This is a genomic window from Actinomadura oligospora ATCC 43269 (assembly GCF_000518265.1).
Classification (GTDB): Bacteria; Actinomycetota; Actinomycetes; order Streptosporangiales; family Streptosporangiaceae; genus Spirillospora; species Spirillospora oligospora.
The window spans coordinates 1,006,624-1,026,056 of sequence record NZ_KI912410.1 but is presented as its reverse complement, the minus strand read 5'-3'; the positions used below and the strand labels follow the sequence as shown (position 1 = coordinate 1,026,056).

The window sequence follows — 19,433 nt, the reverse complement described above, 5'->3', positions numbered from 1 at the left end:
GGAGGGACCGTGCCCGAGGTCTCCCACGCCGAGTGGCTCGACCGGGCCGGCCGGCTCGTCCCGGCGACCGCCCACCGCATCGACGGCGCGGACTCCGCTCCGTCCACCGACACCGGCTTCGACCTGGTCTCCCCTCGGGACGGGAAGGTGATCGCGCGCGTCCCGTCCGCCGGGAAGGACGACGTGGACCGCGCCGTCGCCGCCGCGCGCCGCGCGTTCGACGAGGGTCCGTGGCCGCGCATGGCCCCCGCCGAGCGCAAGGCCGTCCTGCTGCGCTGGGCCGACCTGGTCGAGCGCGACCGCGCCGAGCTCGCGCTGCTGATCTCGCTGGAGATGGGCAAGCCGGTCAGAGAGGCGGACGGCATCGAGCTGCGCGCCGCGATCAACGGCCTGCGCTGGTACGCCGAGATCGCCGACAAGGGCCTGGACGAGGCCCCGCGCACCGCCGCCGGGTCGCTGGCCCTGGTCACGCGCGAGCCCGCCGGGGTCGTCGCGGCCGTCGTCCCGTGGAACTTCCCGCTCACGATGGCGACCTGGAAGCTCGGCCCGGCGCTCGCGGCGGGCTGCACGGCGGTGCTGAAGCCCGCCGAGGAGTCGCCGCTGTCCGCGCTGCGCTTCGCCGCCCTCGCGGACGAGGCGGGCCTGCCCCCGGGCGTCCTCAACGTCGTGAACGGGCCGGGCGAGGTCACCGGCCGCGCGCTCGGCGAGCACCCGGGCGTGGACGTGCTGGCGTTCACCGGATCCACCGAGGTCGGACGGCACTTCCTGCGCTACGCGGCCGACTCCAACCTGAAGCGGGTGTGGCTGGAGCTGGGCGGCAAGTCGCCCAACATCATCCTGCCGGACGCCCCCGACCTGGACGCCGCCGCCGACACGGCCGCCTGGGGGATCTTCTTCAACGCCGGGGAGATGTGCACCGCGCCGTCCCGGCTGCTGGTCCACCAAGACGTCGCCGAGCGCGTCGTCGAGCGGATCGTCGCGCGGGCGTCGGCGATGCGGGTCGGCGACCCGCTCGACCCGGCGACCGAGATGGGGCCGCTCGTGTCGGCCCGGCACCGCGACCGCGTCCTTTCCTACGCCGACGCCGGACGCGCGGACGGCGCGACGCTGCTGGCCGGGGGCTCGGCGATCGACCGTCCGGGGCACTTCGTGGAGCCGACGGTGTTCGGCGACGTCACGCCCTCCATGCGGATCGCGCGCGAGGAGATCTTCGGGCCGGTCCTGTCCGTGCTGACCTTCACCGACGCCGACGAGGCCGTCCGGCTCGCGAACGACACCGACTACGGCCTCGCCGCCGCCGTCTGGACGTCCGACCTGTCCGCCGCGCACCGGATCTCCCGCGCCCTCCGCGCCGGGACGGTCTGGGTGAACTGCTACGAGGAGGGCGACTACAGCGTCCCGTTCGGCGGCGTGAAGCTCTCCGGGCACGGCCGCGACAAGTCCCTGCACGCGCTCGACAAGTACACCGACCTCAAGACCACCTGGATCGAGCTGTGAGCCCCCGGGACGGCCTCAGGCCGCTGATCGCGCTGCCCTGCCGCTTCTCCGAGTCGGCGTCGGCGCTGCGCTACCGGGCCGAGGTGACCGCGCGGGCGCTCGCGGAGGCCGTGTGGCGCGGCGGCGGCGAGCCGTTCATGATGCACCCGGCCGCGCCGGAGGACGTCGCGTCCCGCCTGGCGCGCTGCGACGGCGTCCTGCTGCCGGGCGGCGGCGACCTGCACCCCCGCCACTACGGCGTGGCGGACGAGCACGAGACGCTCTACGACGTGGACGACGACCAGGACGACTTCGACGTCGCGGTCGCCCGCCACGCGCTCGGGGCCGGGCTACCGCTGCTCGCGGTCTGCCGCGGCCTCCAGGTGGTGAACGCCGTCCTCGGCGGGACGCTCCGCCAGCACATGGAGCCCGACCACCGGCACCACGTCCACCCGGTGACCGTGACGTCCGGCACCCTGCTCGCGAAGATCACCGGCGGAGGGGACCTGACCGCGTCCTGCTACCACCACCAGGCCGCGGAGACCCTCGGGACGGGCCTGACCGCGGTCGCCCGCGCGGCGGACGGCACGGTCGAGGCCGTCGAGCTGGACGGGCCGCGCGGCTGGTTCCTCGGCGTGCAGTGGCACCCGGAGGACACCGCCGCGTCCGATCCCGCCCAGCAGGCGGTCTTCACCGAACTGGTCGAGGCGTCCCGCCCCGCCTAGGAGAAGCCCTAGGCGGTGGCGGGCTGGACGGCCGGGGCCGGGGCGACGGCGATCTCGACGTCGGCGATCTCGGCCTCGACGGTCTCGGCGGGGCTCGGGGCCGTGGCGACCTGGATGAAGAAGGCCTCGACGAGGTCGTCCATCAGGCCGGCCGTCTCCCCGGCCCGGGTCTGGACCTCGGCGAGGACGGCGGCCGGGTCGTGCCCCTTCGCGCGCAGGACGGCCGTGCCGCCGCCCGCGAGCCAGTGCCCCAGCAGCGCCGGGTTGATCTCGGGGTGGAACTGCACGCCCATCGAGCGGCCGAGGACGAACGCCTGCGGCGCGGAGCCGGTGCTCGCGATCGTCCGCGCGTCGGGCGGGGTGATCCAGCGGTCGTCGTGGAACTGGAACCACGGCCCGGACGGGACGAGGCCCGGGTCCTCGGTCTCGATCTTCACGTACCCGTGCTCGGAGTACGCGGCGCGCTCGGTCCGGCCGCCGAGGGCGGTCGCGAGGAGCTGCCCGCCGAAGCAGATCCCGAAGATCGGGACGCCCGCGGCGTGCGCCCGGCGGAGCAGCGCGAGCTCCGGCTCGATCACCTGCGCGATCTCCGGATCGTGCGCGGTCCAGATCGAGCCGAGCGGCACGACCAGGTCGAACCCGAGGGGGTCGGGCAGCACGTCACCGGCGCCGGTGAAGGTGTGCACCTCGTACTCCCAGCCCCGGGCGGTGAGCGCGGACTGGAGGCCGTTGACCGGGGCGGGGGCGGGGGAATCATGCTGGATGATCAGAGCTCGCATGTCCATATCGTATGACCCCGGACAAAATGCCTATCAGGACATCTCGGACGCCCCTCACCCGCCCCCCGGGTAGCGCCGAAGCCCCACGCCACAGGGGGTTTCCGGCGTCCTCCGCGTGGTCACCCCGGGCCCGCCGTGCCGCTGAAGCCGGGTCCGCGGCCTCAGAAGCGGCGGTGTGAGAAAGAACGTAGGCCCCGCCGGGAAGAGCGGGCGGCGCCCGGGGGTTGGGAACGGGCATGGTTCTCCCGTTCTCCGTGCTCGATCTCGCGCCCGTGGCGTCCGGTTCGACGTCCGCGCAGGCGCTCCGCAACACCCTCGACCTGGCCCGGCTCGCCGAGGACCTCGGCTTCCACCGGTACTGGCTCGCCGAGCACCACCGGATGCCGGGCATCGCGTCCTCGGCGACGTCGGTGCTGATCGGCCAGGTCGCCGCGGCGACCGAACGGCTGCGGGTCGGGTCCGGCGGGATCATGCTCCCCAACCACGCCCCGATGGTCGTCGCCGAGCAGTTCGGCACGCTGGAGGGCCTGTTCCCGGGCCGGATCGACCTCGGCCTCGGCCGGGCCCCCGGCACCGACCAGGCGACCGCGCGGGCGCTGCGCCGCACGCCCGGCCCGCTCTCGGTGGACGACTTCCCCGAGCAGGTCCACGAGCTGCGCGCCTACTTCGAGGACGGCGGGGCCGTCACCCCCGCGGCGGGCAACCGTCCGCCCGTGTGGCTGCTCGGGTCCAGCGGCTACAGCGCCCAGTTCGCCGGGATGCTCGGCCTCCCGTTCGCGTTCGCGCACCACTTCAGCGCCGAGAACACGCTGCCCGCGCTGGCCCTGTACCGCGAGTCGTTCCGTCCCTCCAAGGACGGCCTGGACAAGCCGCACGCGATGATCGCCGTGTCCGTCACCGCCGCCGAGGACGACGCGACCGCCGAGCGCCTGGCCCGTCCGCAGGCCCTGTCGTTCCTGCGGCTGCGGCAGGGGAATCCGGGCACGCTGCCGTCCCCGGAGGAGGCCGACGCCTACCCGTACACGCCCCTCGACCACGAGATGATCCGCGCCCGGCAGGACGCGCAGGTCGTCGGCGGCCCGGACACCGTCCGGCGGAGGATGGACGCGCTGATCGAGTCCACCGCCGCCGACGAGGTCATGGTCACCACGATGGTCCACGACCACGCGGACCGCCGCCGCTCCTACGAGATCCTCGCCGGGCTGTACGATCTGCCCGGCGCGTCCGGCGACGCGAAGCCGGACGCGGACCTGGCCCGCCGCTGACGGCGGGCCGGACCCGCTCAGCCAGAGGAGGAGGACGAGCCGACCACCGGCGCGTCCTCCTCTTTCTCTTCCTCAAGGGAGAGGACGGCGTTCGGGCACATCCGGACGGCGACCCGGACCTTCTCCACCTGCTCCCCGGGCGGCGTCTCGGTCAGCAGGACGACCGTGCCGTCCTCGTCGGACTGGTCGAACACCTCCGGCGCGTGCAGGACGCACTGCCCCGCCCCCAGGCAGAGATCATGGTCGGCGACGACGCGCATGACGCTCACTCCTCCCAGGCCACCGGCAGCCGGTGCACCCCGTAGATGGCCATGTCGTCCCGCATGGGCACCTCGTCCGCCGGGACGGCCAGGCGCAGACCCGGCAGGCCGTCGAAGAGGCCGGTGAACGCGATCCGCATCTCGACGCGGGCGAGCTGCTGGCCGAGGCACTGGTGGATCCCGTGCCCGAACGAGACGTGCTGCGACGGCGGCCTCGTGACGTCCAGCTCGTCCGGACGGTCGAAGTGCGCGGGGTCGCGGTTCGCGGCGGGCAGCGACAGCACCACGGTCTCGCCCCGCCGCACCCGCCGCCCGTGGACCTCGACGTCCTCCAGGGCCAGCCGCGTGGTGCCGAACTGGATGATCGTCAGGTAGCGCAGCAGCTCCTCGACGGCGCGGTCGGCGGCGTCCGGGGCGCCGCGGAAGGCGGCGAGCTGGTCCGGGTGGGTGAGGAACGTCAGGGTGCCGAGGGCCAGCATGTTCGCGGTGGTCTCGTGCCCGGCGATGAGCAGCAGCCGCCCGATCCCGCCGAGCTCGGCGTCGGTCAGGTCGTTGTCGGCCCTGATCAGCGTGCCGAGCAGCGCGTCGTCCGGATCGCGGCGCTTGGCGTCGACGAGCTCGCGCATGTAGGACTTCAGCGCGTCCCGGGCGGCGAGCACCTCCGCCTCGGGGGCGGTGAGGCTGAGCGAGGCCGCCGACCAGGCGTGGAAGCGGGCGCGGTCGGCGTACGGGACGCCCAGCAGCTCGCAGATCACCAGGGACGGGATCGGCAGCGTGAACGCGGGCACCAGGTCGGCGGGCGGTCCGGCGGCGCGGAGCGCGTCCAGGTGCTCGGCGACGATCCGCTCGACGCGCGGCGCGAGCGCCTGCATCCGGCGGGTGGTGAAGTACGGCGTGAGCAGCCGCCGGAGCCGGGTGTGCTCGGGCGGGTCCATGGTGAGCATCAGGCCCGGCCGTTCCTCGGGCCTGAAGTTGATCCGGCGCACCGGCGAGGACGCGGTGATCCGGTCGGCGCTGAACCGGCCGTCGGCGAGGATCGCGCGGACGTCCTCGTGCCGGGTGAGCAGCCAGCCCTCCTCGCCGTCCGGGAAGGTCATCCGGGAGATCGGCGTCTCCTGGCGGATCAGGGCGAGCTCGGGCGGCGGGTCGAGCGGGTCGTCGCGCCGGAGGGGCAGGGCGGGCAGGTGACCCGGCGCGGAGCGGGCCGGAGCGGCGGGGGGCGTGGGAGCGGAGGCGGGGGGCAGTGGAGCGCGCATGAGAGGGTCCCTTCCTCGGCGGGTCGCGCTGTGCCGCCATGCCCCGGCGGGACGGACGCGGGCGGCCCGCCGGAGGGGACGGCCTCGTCTCCGAAAATAGAACTGTTCCGTTCTATCTTCTAGGAACGCGCGGGTTCGGGGCGTCCAGAAGGGGCCGGAGGATGCCGTCCACAAAGCGATCCACCAGCTCCTGGCCTGGCGTTTCGTCCTTGACGAGGACATGGCTGAGGATGATCGCGAAGGGCAGGTCGACCAGCAGCCCGGCGTCCACGCCGTCCGGGATCTCGCCGCGCCGCATCGCCCGGTCGAGCGAGGACTCGATGGACCGCCGCACCGGCGTCGCCAGCCGCTCCCGCCGCAGCCGGGCCAGCTCGGGATCGGTGCGGCTCCCCTCCAGGATCGCGATGAGCAGGCCCCGGTCGAGTCCCGACCAGCCCGCGACGTAGGCGGTCAGCAGCTGCCGGATGTCCTCGACGAACGATCCGGCGTCCCCGTCCGGCGCCTCCGGCCGGTAGCGCTCCATCGCCGCCACCACCAGGTGCGCCTTGGACGGCCACCGCTGGTAGAGCGTCGCCTTCCCGGCCCGCGCCCGCCGGGCGACCAGGTCCATGGTCAGCCGCTCGTACCCGACCTCGGCGAGCACCTCCAGGACGGTGTCGAACAGCTCCGCCCGCCGCTCCGGACGGCTCAGCGGCACCTTCCGCACGCCGCTCCCCGCCCCGCTCCCCCCGGGCGTCCCGTCCACCGCACGCTTCCCGTCCTCTGGCCGCCCTCGCGCCGCCGATTCGTCCCGCACGCCGTCCGCCCTCCGCACCCGGATCCCTGGGTGCACAGCACGGTAAGCCCCAAGCCGCCGCAGGGCAGCCCTTCGGATGTGTCCTGTTGGGGCAACGTCCCAGCGGACGATCAGGAGGCCGCCCGGCGGGCGTAGCGCGCGCTGCGTCCGTCCGGGTCGGCGCGCAGCGCGGGCAGCTCGCGCGCCAGGACGTCCGCGACGCGCGCGCAGAACGCCTCGGCCTCGTCGGCGGCGTCCGGCTCCTCGGGGACGATCGCGTCGACGATGCCGTCCTCGTACAGGTCGGCCGCGCGGATCCGCTGGGCCGCGGCCAGCTCGGGCGCGCGGTCCGGCGTCCGGTGGACGATCCCGGACGCGCCCTCCGGCGGCAGCGGCGCGAGCCAGGCGTGCCGTGCGGCGAGGACGCGGTCGGCGGGCAGCAGGGCCAGCGCCGCGCCGCCGCTGCCCTCACCCAGCAGGAGGCACAGCGTCGCCGCCCGCAGGGTGATCAGGTCGGCGAGGCAGCGGGCGATCTCCCCGGCCAGCCCGCGCTCCTCCGCCTCCGGCGACAGCGCCGCGCCGGGCGTGTCCACGACGGTGAGCAGCGGCAGGCCGAGCTCGGCGGCGAGGCGCATCCCGCGCCGCGCGACGCGCAGCCCGGCGGGCCCGATCGGCCGTCCGACCCGCTGCGCGGCCCGGTCCTGCCCGATCACCACGCAGGACGCGTCGCCGAACCGCGCGAGCGCGAGCAGCAGGCCCGGGTCCGCCTCGCCGTCGCCCGTCCCGGACAGCGGCGTCACCCCGGAGGCCCCGTGACGCAGCAGCTCACGAACCCCCGGCCGGTCCACGCGCCGCGACCGCTCGACCGATTCCCAGGCGGGAACGTCCGCCGCCCCCGGATCGGCGTGGTCGCCCGAGACGAAACGTCCACGCCGAGGCTGCGCCGGAACACCTTGGACGGCGCACAGGACGTCCAGGGCCTGGGCGGCGACGTCCGGGAGGTCGTCCACGCCGACGACGGCGTCCAGCAGCCCCTTGGCGGCCAGGTTCTCGGCCACCTGCACCCCCGCCGGAAAGGGCTCGCCGTGAAGCGTCTCGTACACGCGCGGACCGAGGAAGCCGATGAGCGCGCCGGGCTCGGCGGCGGTCACATGCCCCAGCGAACCCCAGGACGCGAGAACACCCCCGGTCGTGGGGTGCCGCAGATAGACGAGGTAGGGAAGCCCCGCGGCCCGGTGCGCCATGACGGCGGCCGTGATCCGGGCCATCTGGACGAACGCGATGGTCCCCTCCTGCATGCGCGTCCCACCAGAGGACGGCGCGGCGAGCAGCGGCAGCCCTTCCGCGGTGGCGCGCTCCACCGCCGCGACGATCCGATCGGCCGTGGCCACCCCGATGGACCCGGCGAGAAAGGCGAACTCGGATACGACGACGGCAACACGCCGCCCACGCAGAATTCCGGATCCGGTGAGGACGGCCTCGTCACGTCCGCTGCGCTCGCGCGCCCGCGCGAGGTCCGCCTCGTACCGGGTGCTCAGCGCCGCGTACGAGGGCGGGACGTCCCAGGACGCGAAACTGCCCGGATCCAGAACCCGGTCCAGCAGCCCGGCCGCGTCCGGCCGCTCCAGCGACGCGCTCATGCCTCGCAGGCTAACGTCCGCCCTCGTCGGGCCTCCCGTCAGGGGCCAGCGGAATCCGCAGGACCAGGCGCGCGCCGAGCTTGGTGTCGGCGATGACCAGGCTGCCGCCGTGCGCCTGCGCGATGTCGCGGGAGATCGGCAGTCCCAGGCCGGACCCGGCCGTGTCGCGTTTGCGGCCCTCGGCCAGCCGCTGGAACCGCTGGAAGACCCGTTCACGGTCGGCGACCGGAATTCCGGTCCCGTCGTCCGCCACCGACAGGACGGCGTCGGATCCCCGGTGCTCGACGGTGAGGCTGACGACGGTCCGGGCGTGCCGGGCGGCGTTGTCGAGCAGGTTGGTGATCAGGCGGAGTAGCGGCCCCCGCGCGCCGAGAACGACCACGCCCGGCTCGACGTCGAGGTCCACCGGGACGCGCCGTAGGCGCTTGCCCTCCTGCGCGGCCAGGTCGCCGAGGTCCACGGGCTCGCGGTCCAGCGGGACGCCCGCGTCCAGCTTGGCCAGCAGGAGCAGGTCGGTGACGATCCGCTGGAGCCGGTCGGCGTCGTTCAGCGCGGACCGGGCGACGGCGGGCCAGTCCTCGTCCCCGGGATGCTCCAGGGCGACCTCGAGCTGGGCGCGCAGGCCGGTGAGGGGGCTGCGGAGCTCGTGCGAGACGTCCCCGACGAACTGCCGCTGCCGCGTGACGTTCTGCTCCAGCCGGTGCAGGGTGACGTTGACGGACGCGGCGAGCTGCGCGATCTCGTCGTGCGTCTCCGGAACGGTCACCCGGCGCGGCCTGCCCTGCCCCGTCCCGGTCACCTCGGCGAGCTCGGCGCTCATCCGGCGGACGGGCCGCAGCGCGCTCCGCACGGCCAGCCAGACCGAGAGCGCGATCAGGGCCAGCCCCAGTGGCACGGCGAGCACCACCAGGAAGACGAAGTAGTCGCGCGACTCGGTGAACCCGGGCATGGACACGCCCGCGTAGAGCGTCCGCCACCCGGCGGGCACGTACTCGCGCGAGGCCACCACGAACACCTGCTCCCCGGACAGGGTGGTCGTCCCGCTCAGCGTCGGATGCTCGGAGTCCGGACGCAGGTCGACGATCGGCGGGAGGCCGCCGACGGCGTGACTGGAGGCGCGGACGTGCCGCTGGTCGTCCAGGACCTGGAGCAGCCGGAAGCCGGTGTCACCGGGTTCCAGGACGCCGACCCCCTGCGGATCGCTGGCGCGGACGGTCGCGGCGAGCGACGCGACGGCGCGGTCGCCCCGCTCGCGCAGCGAGCCGTAGACGGCGTTCCGGAGCGTCGCGTAGAAGCCGACCGCCGCCGCGATCAGCAGGACCCCGACCACCATGGTCGCGACCACCGTCACCCTGGTGCGCAGTGACCAGGGACCCGGCGGCCAGCGCCCCGACATCGTCCGCACCCTCCCCGTCGCAGCGCCACGCGGTGTGAACCGCCCGAAGGCCCACGCTGAGGGTTGCGGCGGCCGGACGCCACCACCGGGGGTGGGGGCTGGCCGTACCGGGACGATCCGCTTACGCAATCTTGCACGGCGCTCTACCGTTCCGGCCCCGTCCTGGGGGGAGACGTGCCGGTGGCCGGGACGGGCCGTGCCAACGCCGTCCCGGCCACCGTGCGCCCCGCCGGAAGAGCGCCCCAACGGCGGGGTGGCCCCTGCCTCGGGCCTGACTTCGCGTTCCCCATCCTGAACCGGATTCCCTATAAAGTCAACCGATTTTATAGGGAATCCGGCGGCCGATGTCCGCGCGGGCCGGAGCCTCCCACCCCTGGGGTCCCGTCCGCGCGAACACCGCCTTCGGAGCCGCCGACCGCCCGCCCGTACCGCGCCGAGGAGGTTCCGCCGGGAGACCGGGCGATCGCCGAACCGCTTCACACTCTGCCCTGCCTTCGTGCACTGCCTGCTACATCCAGATGACGATCACGTTTCGCGGTTTCGTGCGAATGGGGCACCATGTTGGGCCTGACGTCCGGAGCGCGATCCGGACCAGAGCGACGAAAGGGCCCAGGGGACGGCATGGACCAACACGAGCCCGAGCCGCCCCGTGGGCTGACGCCGCTCGGCCCTCCGCCGCCGCCCGCTCCCCCGCCCGCGCCCGTCCGCCCGGATCCGGCGGACGCCTCGGCGACCCCGCTCGAGCCGTCCGACCCGCGGGCGGTCGGCGCGTACGCGCTGCTCGGACGGCTCGGCGCGGGCGGCATGGGCACCGTCTACCTGGGCGTCGACCCGAACTCCGGGGCCCGCGTCGCGGTCAAGGTCATGCGCCCGCACCTGACCGACGACCCCCGGTTCCTGCGCCGCTTCCGGGACGAGGCGGTCATCGCCGGACGCGTCGCGTCGTTCTGCACGGCCCGCGTCCTCGCGCACGGCGAGGAGGGCGGCCGTCCCTACATCGTCAGCGAGTACGTCGCCGGGATCACGCTCCAGCAGCGGATCTCGTCCGGCGGCCCGCTGCCCGCCGCCGACCTGCACGGCGTCGCGGTCGGCGTCGCGACCGCCCTGGCCGCGATCCACGCCGCCGGGCTCGTGCACCGCGACCTCAAGCCGGCGAACGTGATGCTCACCCTGTCCGGCTGCCGCGTGATCGACTTCGGCATCGCGCGGACGCAGGGCTCGCCGGGCTCGGTCAGCACGTCCGGCACCGTCCTCGGGACGCCCGGCTGGATCCCCCCGGAGGTCATCGCGGGCGGCCCGGCCTCCCCCGCCGCGGACGTGTTCTCCTGGGGCTGCCTCGTCGCCCACGCGGGCACGGGACGCCTTCCCTTCGGCGAGGGCCCGGCCCCCGAAGTCGTCCTCCGCGCCGCCAACGAGGCCCCGGACCTCGCCGGACTGCCCCCGCAGCTGCTCGCCGCCGTCCGCTCGGCGCTCTCCAAGAACCCGGGCGACCGGCCCACCTCGTCCGAACTGCTGATGTCCCTGATCGAGCAGACCGCCGCCGGGACGTCCGACGCCAAGGACCAGACCGAGATCTTCGGCGCCGTCCCCTTCGCAGCGCGCGCGCACGAGGACGACCCGTCAGCGCACACCCAGGTCTTCAGCCCCGTCCCGAACAACGCCCACGCACAGCCGTTCAACCCGGTTCACGACAACGCGCACACGCAGACCTTCGACCCGGTTCACGTGGACGCGCACACGCAGGCGTTCCGGCCCACTCAGGGGAAGGCCGCGCCCTCCCACCTCCGGACGCGCGTCCTCGCCGGAGTCGGCGCCGCCGCCGCGACCGTCCTCGTGGGCGCGCCGGCCCTCGGCCTCACGGACCAGAGCGACGCCGCGCCGCCGCCCAAGCCGTCGCCGACCGCCACCGCCCCGGCCCCTAAGCCACCCGCGCCGACGGCGAAGCCGAAACCCAAGCCCAAACCAAAGCCGAAGCCCAAGCGCAAACCGAAGCGCGGGCACAAGAAACGCCACTAGAACCGAACAGCCCGGGGTCGGGTTCAGGTGCGCCAGATGAGGAGCAGCGCGCAGTCGTCGTCGCGCTCGGCGGACATCAGCTCGACCAGCTCGCGCGCGCCCTTGCGGAACCCGTTCGGGACGAGCCGCTCCGCCTCGCCGAGCAGCCGGTCGATCCCGGCGTCCAGGTCGCTTCCCGGCGACTCGACCAGGCCGTCGGTGTAGAGGAGCAGCGCGTCGCCCGCGCCGAGCTGCCCGCGCTCCGGGACGGCCGCCAGGTCGGGGATCACCCCGAGGACGACGCCCTTCGCCGGGCTGACCTGCCACGTCCCGCTGCTCGCGTCGAACTGCACGGCGGGCGGATGCCCGGCCGACTCGACGGTGTACTCGCCCGTCGCCAGGTCGATCACGACGTGGACGGCGGTGACGAACCCCTCGTCCCACCGCTGCCGGTGCAGGTAGGAGTTGCACGCGGGCAGGAACCGGTCGGTCGGGACCGACCCGAGCAGCCCGCCGAACGCGCCGGACAGCATCAGCGCCCGCGTGCCCGCGTCCGTCCCCTTGCCCGACACGTCCACGAGCGCGACCTCGAGCACGCCGTCGTGCAGCGCCGACACCACGAAGTCGCCTCCGAAGGACGACCCGCCCGCCTGGAGCATGACGACCTGCGAGTCCCAGCCGTCCGGCAGCTCGGGCATCTCGCCCTGGCTGCGCAGCCGGTCGCGCAGCTCCAGCAGCATCGAGTCGCCGCGCAGCCCCATGACGCCGAGCTGCTGCCGCGTCCGCGCCAGCGTGACAGCGAGGACGGACGTCACCCCGAGCGTCGCGACCATCCCGGGCCCGGTCTGGTTCGGCGCCTGCCAGGCGTCGTAGCAGACCATCACGGCCACGACCCCGAGCAGGACGCCCAGGCTGCGCACGCGCAGGAGCAGCCCGCCGCCGAGCAGCGTGAGGACCAGCGCGCCGGACGGCGACCACCGCTGCGACTCCACCGCCCCGAAACCGAGGACGACGGCGAGCAGGGCGAGGCTCGCGAACAGGTACCGGTCCCGCGACTGCCTCCCCCGCCGCAGCCACCTGTAAAGGGCCACGAGCACGGGGATCCTGCGCAGGAAGGCGCGTACTCGCGGCGGAAGCAGGTGCACCAGACGTTGAAGCATGACGTGGGCACTGTACCGAGCCTCGGCGCGAACGGCCCGGCATCCGCGCCCGCCGTGACCGATCGCGACCGCCGCGCGACACACGATCACCACACGCGCGATCACCGCGCGACGCACGACCACCGCACGCACGACCATCGCGCGACGCACGGTCGCCCACCGCGCGACGCACGATCACCGGATGATCGTCAAGGCCGTCCGCCCTTGCGGCGCACCCCGCCCGCAGGTGTCCAATGGGTGAACTCCCGATGCAAGGAGCCGCGATGTCCCAGCCGAGCATGCGCATCACCGTGGACGCCGCCATGCGCGCCCGCGACGTCTCCCGCCCCGTCCCCGAGGGCGTCCAGCCCCCGGCCGCCGCCGCCCCCGCCGACCCGCCCCGCCAGTCCCGGGCCGCCAAGAACGAACGCCGCCGCCTGGAGAAGCGGGGGCACCGCCCGTCCCTCTGACCGTTCCGGCGGGCCCCCGGACGTCCGGGGGCCCGCCGCCGTCCACCCGAAAGGACTACTCAGCGTGGCTGGTCAACTATTATAAGTAACAGACGGTCGGATCGTTGATCGTCACGCACCAGAGGAGCACGTCATCAACATGAAGCCGCAGGCGTCGCCCGAACCGGACCCGGGCCCGTCCGGAGGCACGGACCCCGCCCCGTCCCGGGACGCGGCCCCTGTCCCGTCCCGGGACGACGACCACCACGCGGCGGGCTGGTGGCGGCGGGAGGTGTTCGCCGATGACCTGGCGGCACGCGCGGACGACACCCCGGACGCGCCGGCGTACGTGAACCACCGGCGGGGCGAGACGGTCACGGTCACCTTCGCCGAGCTGGCCGGATGGGTCGAGCGGCTGGCGGCGGCGCTGCGGGCCCGGCGGGTCGGCCGCGGCGAGGTGGTGGCCTTCCAGCTGCCGAACGTCTGGGAGGCCGCGGCCCTGTGGCTGGCCTGCGGACGCGCCGGAGCGGTGGCGGCGGCGTTGCCCCCATGGTTCGAACGACGGGAACGCGACCTCGCCCTCCGCGCGACATCGGCCGCACTGGTGGTCGGCATGGACGGGGACCTTCCCGACCGGCTCCCGGACGGCGTCCCCGCGGGCGAGCCCGTCGCGCTGGACGAGCTGGTCGCCGAGGCGGCCGTCCAGACCGAGCGCGTCGAGCCGGTTCCGCCCGTCCAGGCGGACGAGCTGTGCCAGCTGGCGTTCACGCCGGGCACCACGGGGCCCCCGAAAGCGGTGGCGCACACGTTCAACACCCGATACGCGGCCCTGTGCGCGGCGATGCGGCAGGTCCCGCCCGGTGCGGCGACGTCCGCGATCGCGGACCTGACCCACACCGTGGGCCTCATGTTCAACACGCTCGCGCCCCTGATGACCGGACGGCCGTCGGTCTTCCGCGCCGACGACGACCTCCAGGGCTGGCTCGACCTGCTGGCCGCCCAGCGGGTCGGATGCGTGGTGGCCACACCGCCGGTCCTGCGCGACCTCGTCGCCGCCCGGACGCGCCGCCAGGATCCCCTGCCAAGCCTCCACCAGGTCATCAGCGTGGGAGCCCCGCTGCCCGCGCCGCTCGCCGCGCGGCTGCGCACGACCCTGGCCCCGCACCTGGTCAACGGTTTCAGCACCGCCGAGACCGGCATGCTCACGGCGTCCTCGCCCGCGCTGGACATCGCCGAGGAGACGCTCGGCCGTCCGGTCGAGGGCGTCCGGGTCCGCCTGCGTCCCGGGAACGGCGCCAGGGCCGCCGACATCGGGCGCCTGGAGGTGCTGGCGCCGGGGCTGTGCCGCAGCGTCGTCGACCTGCGGACGCGCGAGCGGGTGTGGTCGGCCGACGACGGCGACGGCTGGTACTCCACCGGCGACCTGGTCGAACGCGACGTGGAGGGCCGCCTGCGCCACCTCGACCGCGTCACCGGGCGGATGGGCGGCGACGGCATGGTCCCCACCGTGGGCGGGCCGCCCGCCTGAGGCGGAGACGAAGAACGCCGATGGGCTGAGGACGCCTCAGCCCATCGGCGCGTTGCCGGATCCGGGTCAGGACTCGCGCGGAAGGGGCGGGAGTTCACCGGTCTGCTCGAACTCGCCCAGCATCTTGATGCGGCGGGTGTGGCGCGGTTCCTTGGAGTACGGGGTGCCCAGGAACAGCTCGACGAAGCGCGTGGCGTCCTCGACGCTGTACTGGCGCGCGCCGAGGCTGATGATGTTGGCGTCGTTGTGCTCGCGGGCCAGGCGGGCGGTGTCGTCGCTGAAGACCAGGGCCGCGCGGGCGCCCTTGATCTTGTTGGCGGCGATGGCCTCGCCGTTGCCCGAGCCGCCGATGACGATGCCCAGGGAGCCGGGCTCGGCGACGGTCCGCTGGGCGGCACGCAGCACGAACGGCGGGTAGTCGTCCACGGCGTCGTAGACGAAGGCACCGCAGTCGACGGGCTCGTGGCCGTTGTTCTTCAGCCAGTCGACCAGGTGCTCCTTCAGCTCGTACCCGGCATGGTCGCTTCCAAGAAACACGCGCATGCGCCGATTCTCGCAGGTCGCGGACGATCTTGGGACACGCGGGGCCTCCGGGCGTCAGGGCGCCGGGGCGTCCTCCCCGGACGCCGTGCCCGGGCCCGGCTCCGGGTCCCGCGCCGGGCCCGGAGCCGGGGGTCCCGGCGGAGGCACGTTGGGCGCCCACTGCGGATACCCGGGCGGCGCGTACTGGACGGCGGGAGACGGCGCCTGCGGGTATCCGGCCACCGGCGGGCGCTGCGGAGCCGCGGGCCCCGGAGCCGTCACCGGCGTCGGACGCGTCCGCCCGGCGCGGAGGATGGCGACGGCCAGCACCGCGCCCAGACCGGCCACCCACCCGAACCAGAGGCCGAACTGCGCGCCGAGACTCGCCTGCTGCCAGATGGCGTAGTCGGCCATCTCGTTCCGGAGACTGCCGCTGAGCACGTTCCCCCGGTAGAGGGTGTCGCTGTAGAGGAGACCGCGGAGGAGGCCGGTGAGCCCCGCGGCCACCAGGGTGGCCCACCATCCGAGGACGAGGGCCGCGAACAGGCCGCGTTCGGGGCTCAGCGCCCGAGCCCCCGCGAAGACCAGCCCGGCCAGGACGAGCAGGAAGAGGAAGGTCGAGATGTCCTGGGCGAAGACCAGGTCCCCGGCGCTGCCGCGAAGCCCGCCGCCCGGGGCGGTGAGCCGCCAGGCCGGGGCCTGGGCGATCAGGAGCAGCGGCCCCAGGCCGCGGCTGGTGTTCACGTCGTGCTTCGCGATCGCGTCGGCGACCCACTGGTTCGCGACACCGAGGACGTACAGGACGGTCGGCACCAACGCGCCGACCGCCACGACGAGCATCCGCCGGACGGTCATGCGCGCACTGTAACCCTGATCACACCGGCGCGGCAGACCCCATTCGCACCACAACGCCCCCTTCGCACCGCGACACCCGTTCGCAGCGCGACGTCCATTCGCATCGCTACGCTGGGGCCGTCCCCAGCGTTCTCAGGCGGGATAGCGGAAGTCGGGGTCGATCTGCTTCTCCAGGGCCTGGGCCGTCGCGGCGTCGGGACGGCTCCGGGCGTGCCTGAGGTGGAACCCGACGGCCTGGCGGTGGTACTTCGGCCAGTCCTTGCGGCGGGCGTCGACGGCGGCGAGCATCCAGTCGAGCGCGGCCTCGTTCGCCGACTCCAGCTCCACCCCGTGACGGCCCTGCTCCAGGGCGCGGACGGCGGCGGACCACCCGACCCAGGTGAGCAGGTCGTCGCCGACCTCCTCGCGCAGGAAGGCGATGTCGCCGTCGCCCTGGATCTTGTTGCCGACGACGGTGATGGCGACGTCGTGGTCGGCGGCGTACTCCTTGAACCGCCGGTAGACGGCGACGCCCTTGCGCGTGGGCTCGGCCACCAGGAACATCAGGTCGAACCGGGTGAACAGGCCGGACGCGAACGCGTCGGCGCCCGCGGTCATGTCGACGACGGCGTACTCGCCGGGGCCGTCCACGAGGTGGTTGAGGTAGAGCTCGACCGCGCCGGTCCTGGAGTGGTAGCAGGAGACGCCGAGGTCGTCGTCGCCGAACCGGCCGGTGACCAGCAGGGTCGCGCCGTCCGCCTCCTGCCCGAGGGCGTGCACCGGGTCGTCCGCGGCGAGGGTCAGCAGCCGCGAGCCGGAGCCGGGCGGGGTGGTCTTGACCATGGCCGACGGTGAGGGGATCCGCCAGTTCCGGCCGCGCAGATGGGTCCTGATCTCCGGGAGGTGGTCGCCGAGCGCCGGGATCTTGGCGGCGACCTCCTCGTCCAGGCCGAGCGCGGCCCCGAGGTGCTGGTTGACGTCGGCGTCCACCGCGACCACGGGCAGGCCCCGCGCGGTGAGGTGCCGGACGAACAGTGCGGCCAGGGTGGTCTTGCCGCTTCCCCCCTTGCCGACGAGCGCTACCTTCACGAATGCCCCCGATGCCCCCGAAACGGATATGAAAACCGTTGCCACGTGCGGAGAGCCGAGTCTGCCGCCGTGGAGATCGGGAGGCAAGGAGAATCCCCGGGCGCCGGGCAGGCCGCCGTTCACACCCGCCGCGTCCGCGCAAGCGGATGCCCGAATCCCGGGCGAATGTCACGGTCGCGGGTATTGCAAATCTCTTGCAACTGCGTACATTTGGCCAGAGCGACACGAAGGCGAGAACACGTGGGCGAGAAGGGGCGGACCGGATGGGTGAGAGCGGCGTCGGGGTGCGGCGTTCACTCGGCGCGGGCGAATGGGGACGGCTCGGCGGGATGGCCGCGTTCATCCTCATGCTGCACGTCGTCGGGTGGGGGATCCTGCTCCTGCTGGTGCTGCCCGGCCACTACCGGCTCGGCGACGGCAAGCTGTTCGGCGTCGGCATCGGCCTGACCGCCTACACGCTCGGCATGCGGCACGCCTTCGACGCCGACCACCTCGCCGCGATCGACAACACCACCCGGAAGATGATGAACGAGGGCAGGCGCCCGATGTCCATCGGCTTCTGGTTCTCGCTAGGGCACTCCTCGGTGGTGTTCGTCTCCTGCATCCTGCTCGGGCTCGGCGTGAAGGCGCTCGCCAACGGCATCTCCGACGACCAGTCCGGCCTGCACAAGGTCACCGGGACGATCGGCCCGACGGTCTCCGGCACCTTCCTCGCCGCGATCGCGACCATCAACCTGGTCATCCTCGTCGGCATCATCAAGGTGTTCCGGAGGATGAAGGCCGGGGAGTACGACGAGGCCGCGCTGGAGGAGCAGCTCAACAACCGCGGCTTCATGAACCGGATCCTCGGCCGGTTCACCAGGCTGATCACCAAGCCCTGGCAGATGTATCCGCTCGGCTTCCTGTTCGGGCTCGGCTTCGACACCGCCTCGGAGATCGCGCTGCTCGCGCTCGCCGGTAGCGCGGCGGCGGGCGCCGGACTCCCCTGGTACGCGGCGCTGTGCCTCCCGATCATCTTCGCCGCGGGCATGTCGCTGTGGGACACCATCGACGGCACGTTCATGAACTTCGCCTACGGCTGGGCGTTCTCCAACCCCGTCCGCAAGGTCTTCTACAACATCACGCTGACCGGCGTCTCGGTCGTGTTCGCGTTCGTCATCGGCGGCACCGAGCTGCTCCAGGTCCTCCAGGACCGGGCCGGGCTCACCGGCGGGTTCTGGGACTGGATCGGGAACCTGGACCTGAATGTCGCCGGGTTCGTCGTCACCGGGCTGCTGCTCGTCCTGTGGGCGGGCGCGCTGCTCTACTGGAAGCTCGGCCGGGTGGAGGAGCGCTGGTCCGCCGGGCTCGCCGAAACCGACGGCGAGCCCGCGCGAACCGGCGCCTGACCAGGCCCTACCTCCTTGGCCCCCCGAGGGTACGGGCCCGGTTCGCCGGGCCCTGCCCCCTGATGCCTGACGATCCTCAGGACCCGGCGTCCGGCCGCGCCGACCCGGTCAGTCGAAGATCGGGTCGCGGGTGCGGGTGCGCTTGAGCTCGTAGAAGCCGTCCACCGACGCGACCGCGAGGACGCCGTCGAAGAGCCGCAGCGCCTGCTCGCCGCGCGGGATCGGCGTGACGACCGGGCCGAAGAACGCGTGCCCGTCGATCTCGATGACCGGGGTGCCGACCTCCTGGCCGACACGGTCGATGCCGTCCTTGTGGGACGCGCGGACGGCCGGGTCGAGCGAGGTGTCGTCCGCGGCCGAGGCCAGCTCCGGGTCCAGGCCCGCGGCGGTCAGCGCCTCGCGGAACAGCTCCGGGCTCCACTCGCGGCGGTCGTGGTGCCGGCGCGTGCCGAGCTCGGTGTAGAGCCGTCCGAGGGCCTCCGCGCCGTACTTCTGCTCGGCGGCGATGGCGATCCGGACCGGACCCCAGCCCCGCTCGATCATGTCCTTGTACTCCTGCGGCACGTCCTTGTCCTCGTTGAGGACCGACAGGCTCATCACGTGCCAGTGGACGTCGAGATCGCGGTGCTCCGCCACCTCGTGGATCCACCGGGACGTGATCCACGCCCACGGGCACAGCGGGTCGAACCAGAAGTCCACGCGCTGGGACATCGTCATCCTCCTCAGGGGCCACGCCAGAACTTGTCAGCGGCAACCCCGGCCGATCCCTCCGCATTCCCGCACGCGGATGCGAAGTCGGGCACTCGCGACGCCGTGACCAGCGTACGGGCGGTGTCCGCGTGACCCCTCACCGCCACATTTCGTCCTGCTCACGGCGAACAAGGCGCCCCTCCCTCGCATCGAACGGCGCCGCCGAC

Annotated in this window: 18 protein-coding genes; 7 read left to right on the top strand and 11 right to left on the bottom strand. The window is 73.7% G+C overall.

What is annotated here, in order from left to right; genetic code table 11:
* Positions 1-9 precede the first annotated feature (9 nt).
* Together P696_RS0136495 and P696_RS0136490 are read left to right on the top strand one after the other, a co-directional pair.
* Complete coding sequence (locus tag P696_RS0136495; RefSeq protein WP_026416188.1) at positions 10-1,497, top strand: aldehyde dehydrogenase; 1,488 nt, start codon at positions 10-12, stop codon at positions 1,495-1,497.
* The gene (locus P696_RS0136490; protein WP_157430123.1) at positions 1,494-2,201 is read left to right on the top strand and encodes a gamma-glutamyl-gamma-aminobutyrate hydrolase family protein; all 708 of its coding nucleotides are present in this window, start codon (positions 1,494-1,496) and stop codon (positions 2,199-2,201) included. Before P696_RS0136495 ends, P696_RS0136490 begins: the two co-directional genes overlap by 4 nt.
* Positions 2,202-2,209: 8 nt before the next feature.
* Here P696_RS0136490 and P696_RS50500 read toward each other — a convergent pair whose 3' ends face one another.
* Complete coding sequence (locus P696_RS50500) at positions 2,210-2,980, bottom strand: type 1 glutamine amidotransferase (protein ID WP_170026680.1); 771 nt, start codon at positions 2,978-2,980, stop codon at positions 2,210-2,212.
* Between the two features lie 236 nt (positions 2,981-3,216).
* On the opposite strand from P696_RS50500, the gene P696_RS0136480 reads away from it, so the two are divergent.
* Entirely contained in the window at positions 3,217-4,245 is a 1,029-nt protein-coding gene (locus P696_RS0136480) for an LLM class flavin-dependent oxidoreductase (protein WP_026416187.1), read from the top strand.
* A gap of 17 nt (positions 4,246-4,262) precedes the next feature.
* Here P696_RS0136480 and P696_RS0136475 read toward each other — a convergent pair whose 3' ends face one another.
* The 5 genes from P696_RS0136475 to P696_RS50490 form a co-directional block, all read right to left on the bottom strand.
* Positions 4,263-4,505 (bottom strand): ferredoxin, encoded by a 243-nt coding sequence (locus tag P696_RS0136475; RefSeq protein ID WP_026416186.1) that lies wholly within the window; start codon positions 4,503-4,505, stop codon positions 4,263-4,265.
* Between the two features lie 5 nt (positions 4,506-4,510).
* Positions 4,511-5,761: a cytochrome P450 gene (locus P696_RS0136470; protein WP_084338701.1), complete on the bottom strand. Its 1,251-nt coding sequence runs from the start codon at positions 5,759-5,761 to the stop codon at positions 4,511-4,513.
* 112 nt (positions 5,762-5,873) lie between these two features.
* Entirely contained in the window at positions 5,874-6,467 is a 594-nt protein-coding gene (locus P696_RS50495) for a TetR/AcrR family transcriptional regulator (protein ID WP_051468577.1), read from the bottom strand.
* Positions 6,468-6,667: 200 nt separating this feature from the next.
* A complete protein-coding gene (locus tag P696_RS0136460) occupies positions 6,668-8,176 on the bottom strand; it encodes a carboxyl transferase domain-containing protein (protein ID WP_051468575.1) in 1,509 nt (502 codons plus the stop codon).
* 10 nt (positions 8,177-8,186) lie between these two features.
* Entirely contained in the window at positions 8,187-9,572 is a 1,386-nt protein-coding gene (locus tag P696_RS50490) for a sensor histidine kinase (RefSeq protein ID WP_034488443.1), read from the bottom strand.
* A gap of 621 nt (positions 9,573-10,193) precedes the next feature.
* Here P696_RS50490 and P696_RS53335 point away from each other — a divergent pair.
* Positions 10,194-11,588 carry a serine/threonine-protein kinase gene (locus P696_RS53335; protein ID WP_051468574.1) on the top strand — a complete coding sequence of 465 codons (1,395 nt, stop codon included), beginning with the start codon at positions 10,194-10,196 and terminating at the stop codon, positions 11,586-11,588.
* Positions 11,589-11,611: 23 nt separating this feature from the next.
* On the opposite strand, the gene P696_RS0136445 is transcribed toward P696_RS53335, so the two are convergent.
* Complete coding sequence (locus tag P696_RS0136445) at positions 11,612-12,727, bottom strand: PP2C family protein-serine/threonine phosphatase (RefSeq protein ID WP_026416183.1); 1,116 nt, start codon at positions 12,725-12,727, stop codon at positions 11,612-11,614.
* Between the two features lie 263 nt (positions 12,728-12,990).
* Between P696_RS0136445 and P696_RS0136440 the strand changes: the two genes are divergently transcribed.
* Positions 12,991-13,176, top strand: coding sequence for a hypothetical protein (locus P696_RS0136440; RefSeq protein ID WP_026416182.1), 186 nt, complete (start codon positions 12,991-12,993; stop codon positions 13,174-13,176).
* A gap of 139 nt (positions 13,177-13,315) precedes the next feature.
* Positions 13,316-14,683 (top strand): AMP-binding protein, encoded by a 1,368-nt coding sequence (locus P696_RS0136435; protein ID WP_026416181.1) that lies wholly within the window; start codon positions 13,316-13,318, stop codon positions 14,681-14,683.
* 66 nt (positions 14,684-14,749) lie between these two features.
* Here the strand turns inward: P696_RS0136435 and P696_RS0136430 are convergent, their stop codons facing one another.
* The 3 genes from P696_RS0136430 to P696_RS0136420 all read right to left on the bottom strand — a co-directional run bounded on the left by P696_RS0136430 (position 14,750) and on the right by P696_RS0136420 (position 17,128).
* On the bottom strand, positions 14,750-15,226 hold the full coding sequence (locus tag P696_RS0136430) for a ribose-5-phosphate isomerase (protein ID WP_026416180.1): 477 nt from the start codon (positions 15,224-15,226) through the stop codon (positions 14,750-14,752).
* Positions 15,227-15,280: 54 nt separating this feature from the next.
* Entirely contained in the window at positions 15,281-16,060 is a 780-nt protein-coding gene (locus tag P696_RS0136425) for a hypothetical protein (RefSeq protein ID WP_026416179.1), read from the bottom strand.
* A gap of 132 nt (positions 16,061-16,192) precedes the next feature.
* Positions 16,193-17,128, bottom strand: a complete 936-nt coding sequence (locus tag P696_RS0136420) for an ATP-binding protein (protein ID WP_026416178.1) — start codon at positions 17,126-17,128, stop codon at positions 16,193-16,195.
* A 263-nt stretch (positions 17,129-17,391) separates the two neighbouring features.
* Here P696_RS0136420 and nicT point away from each other — a divergent pair, with 263 nt between their 5' ends.
* Positions 17,392-18,516 (top strand): Nickel transporter NicT, encoded by a 1,125-nt coding sequence (nicT, locus tag P696_RS0136415; RefSeq protein WP_051468573.1) that lies wholly within the window; start codon positions 17,392-17,394, stop codon positions 18,514-18,516.
* 108 nt (positions 18,517-18,624) lie between these two features.
* Here nicT and P696_RS0136410 read toward each other — a convergent pair whose 3' ends face one another.
* On the bottom strand, positions 18,625-19,233 hold the full coding sequence (locus P696_RS0136410) for a mycothiol-dependent nitroreductase Rv2466c family protein (RefSeq protein ID WP_026416176.1): 609 nt from the start codon (positions 19,231-19,233) through the stop codon (positions 18,625-18,627).
* Positions 19,234-19,433 lie beyond the last annotated feature (200 nt).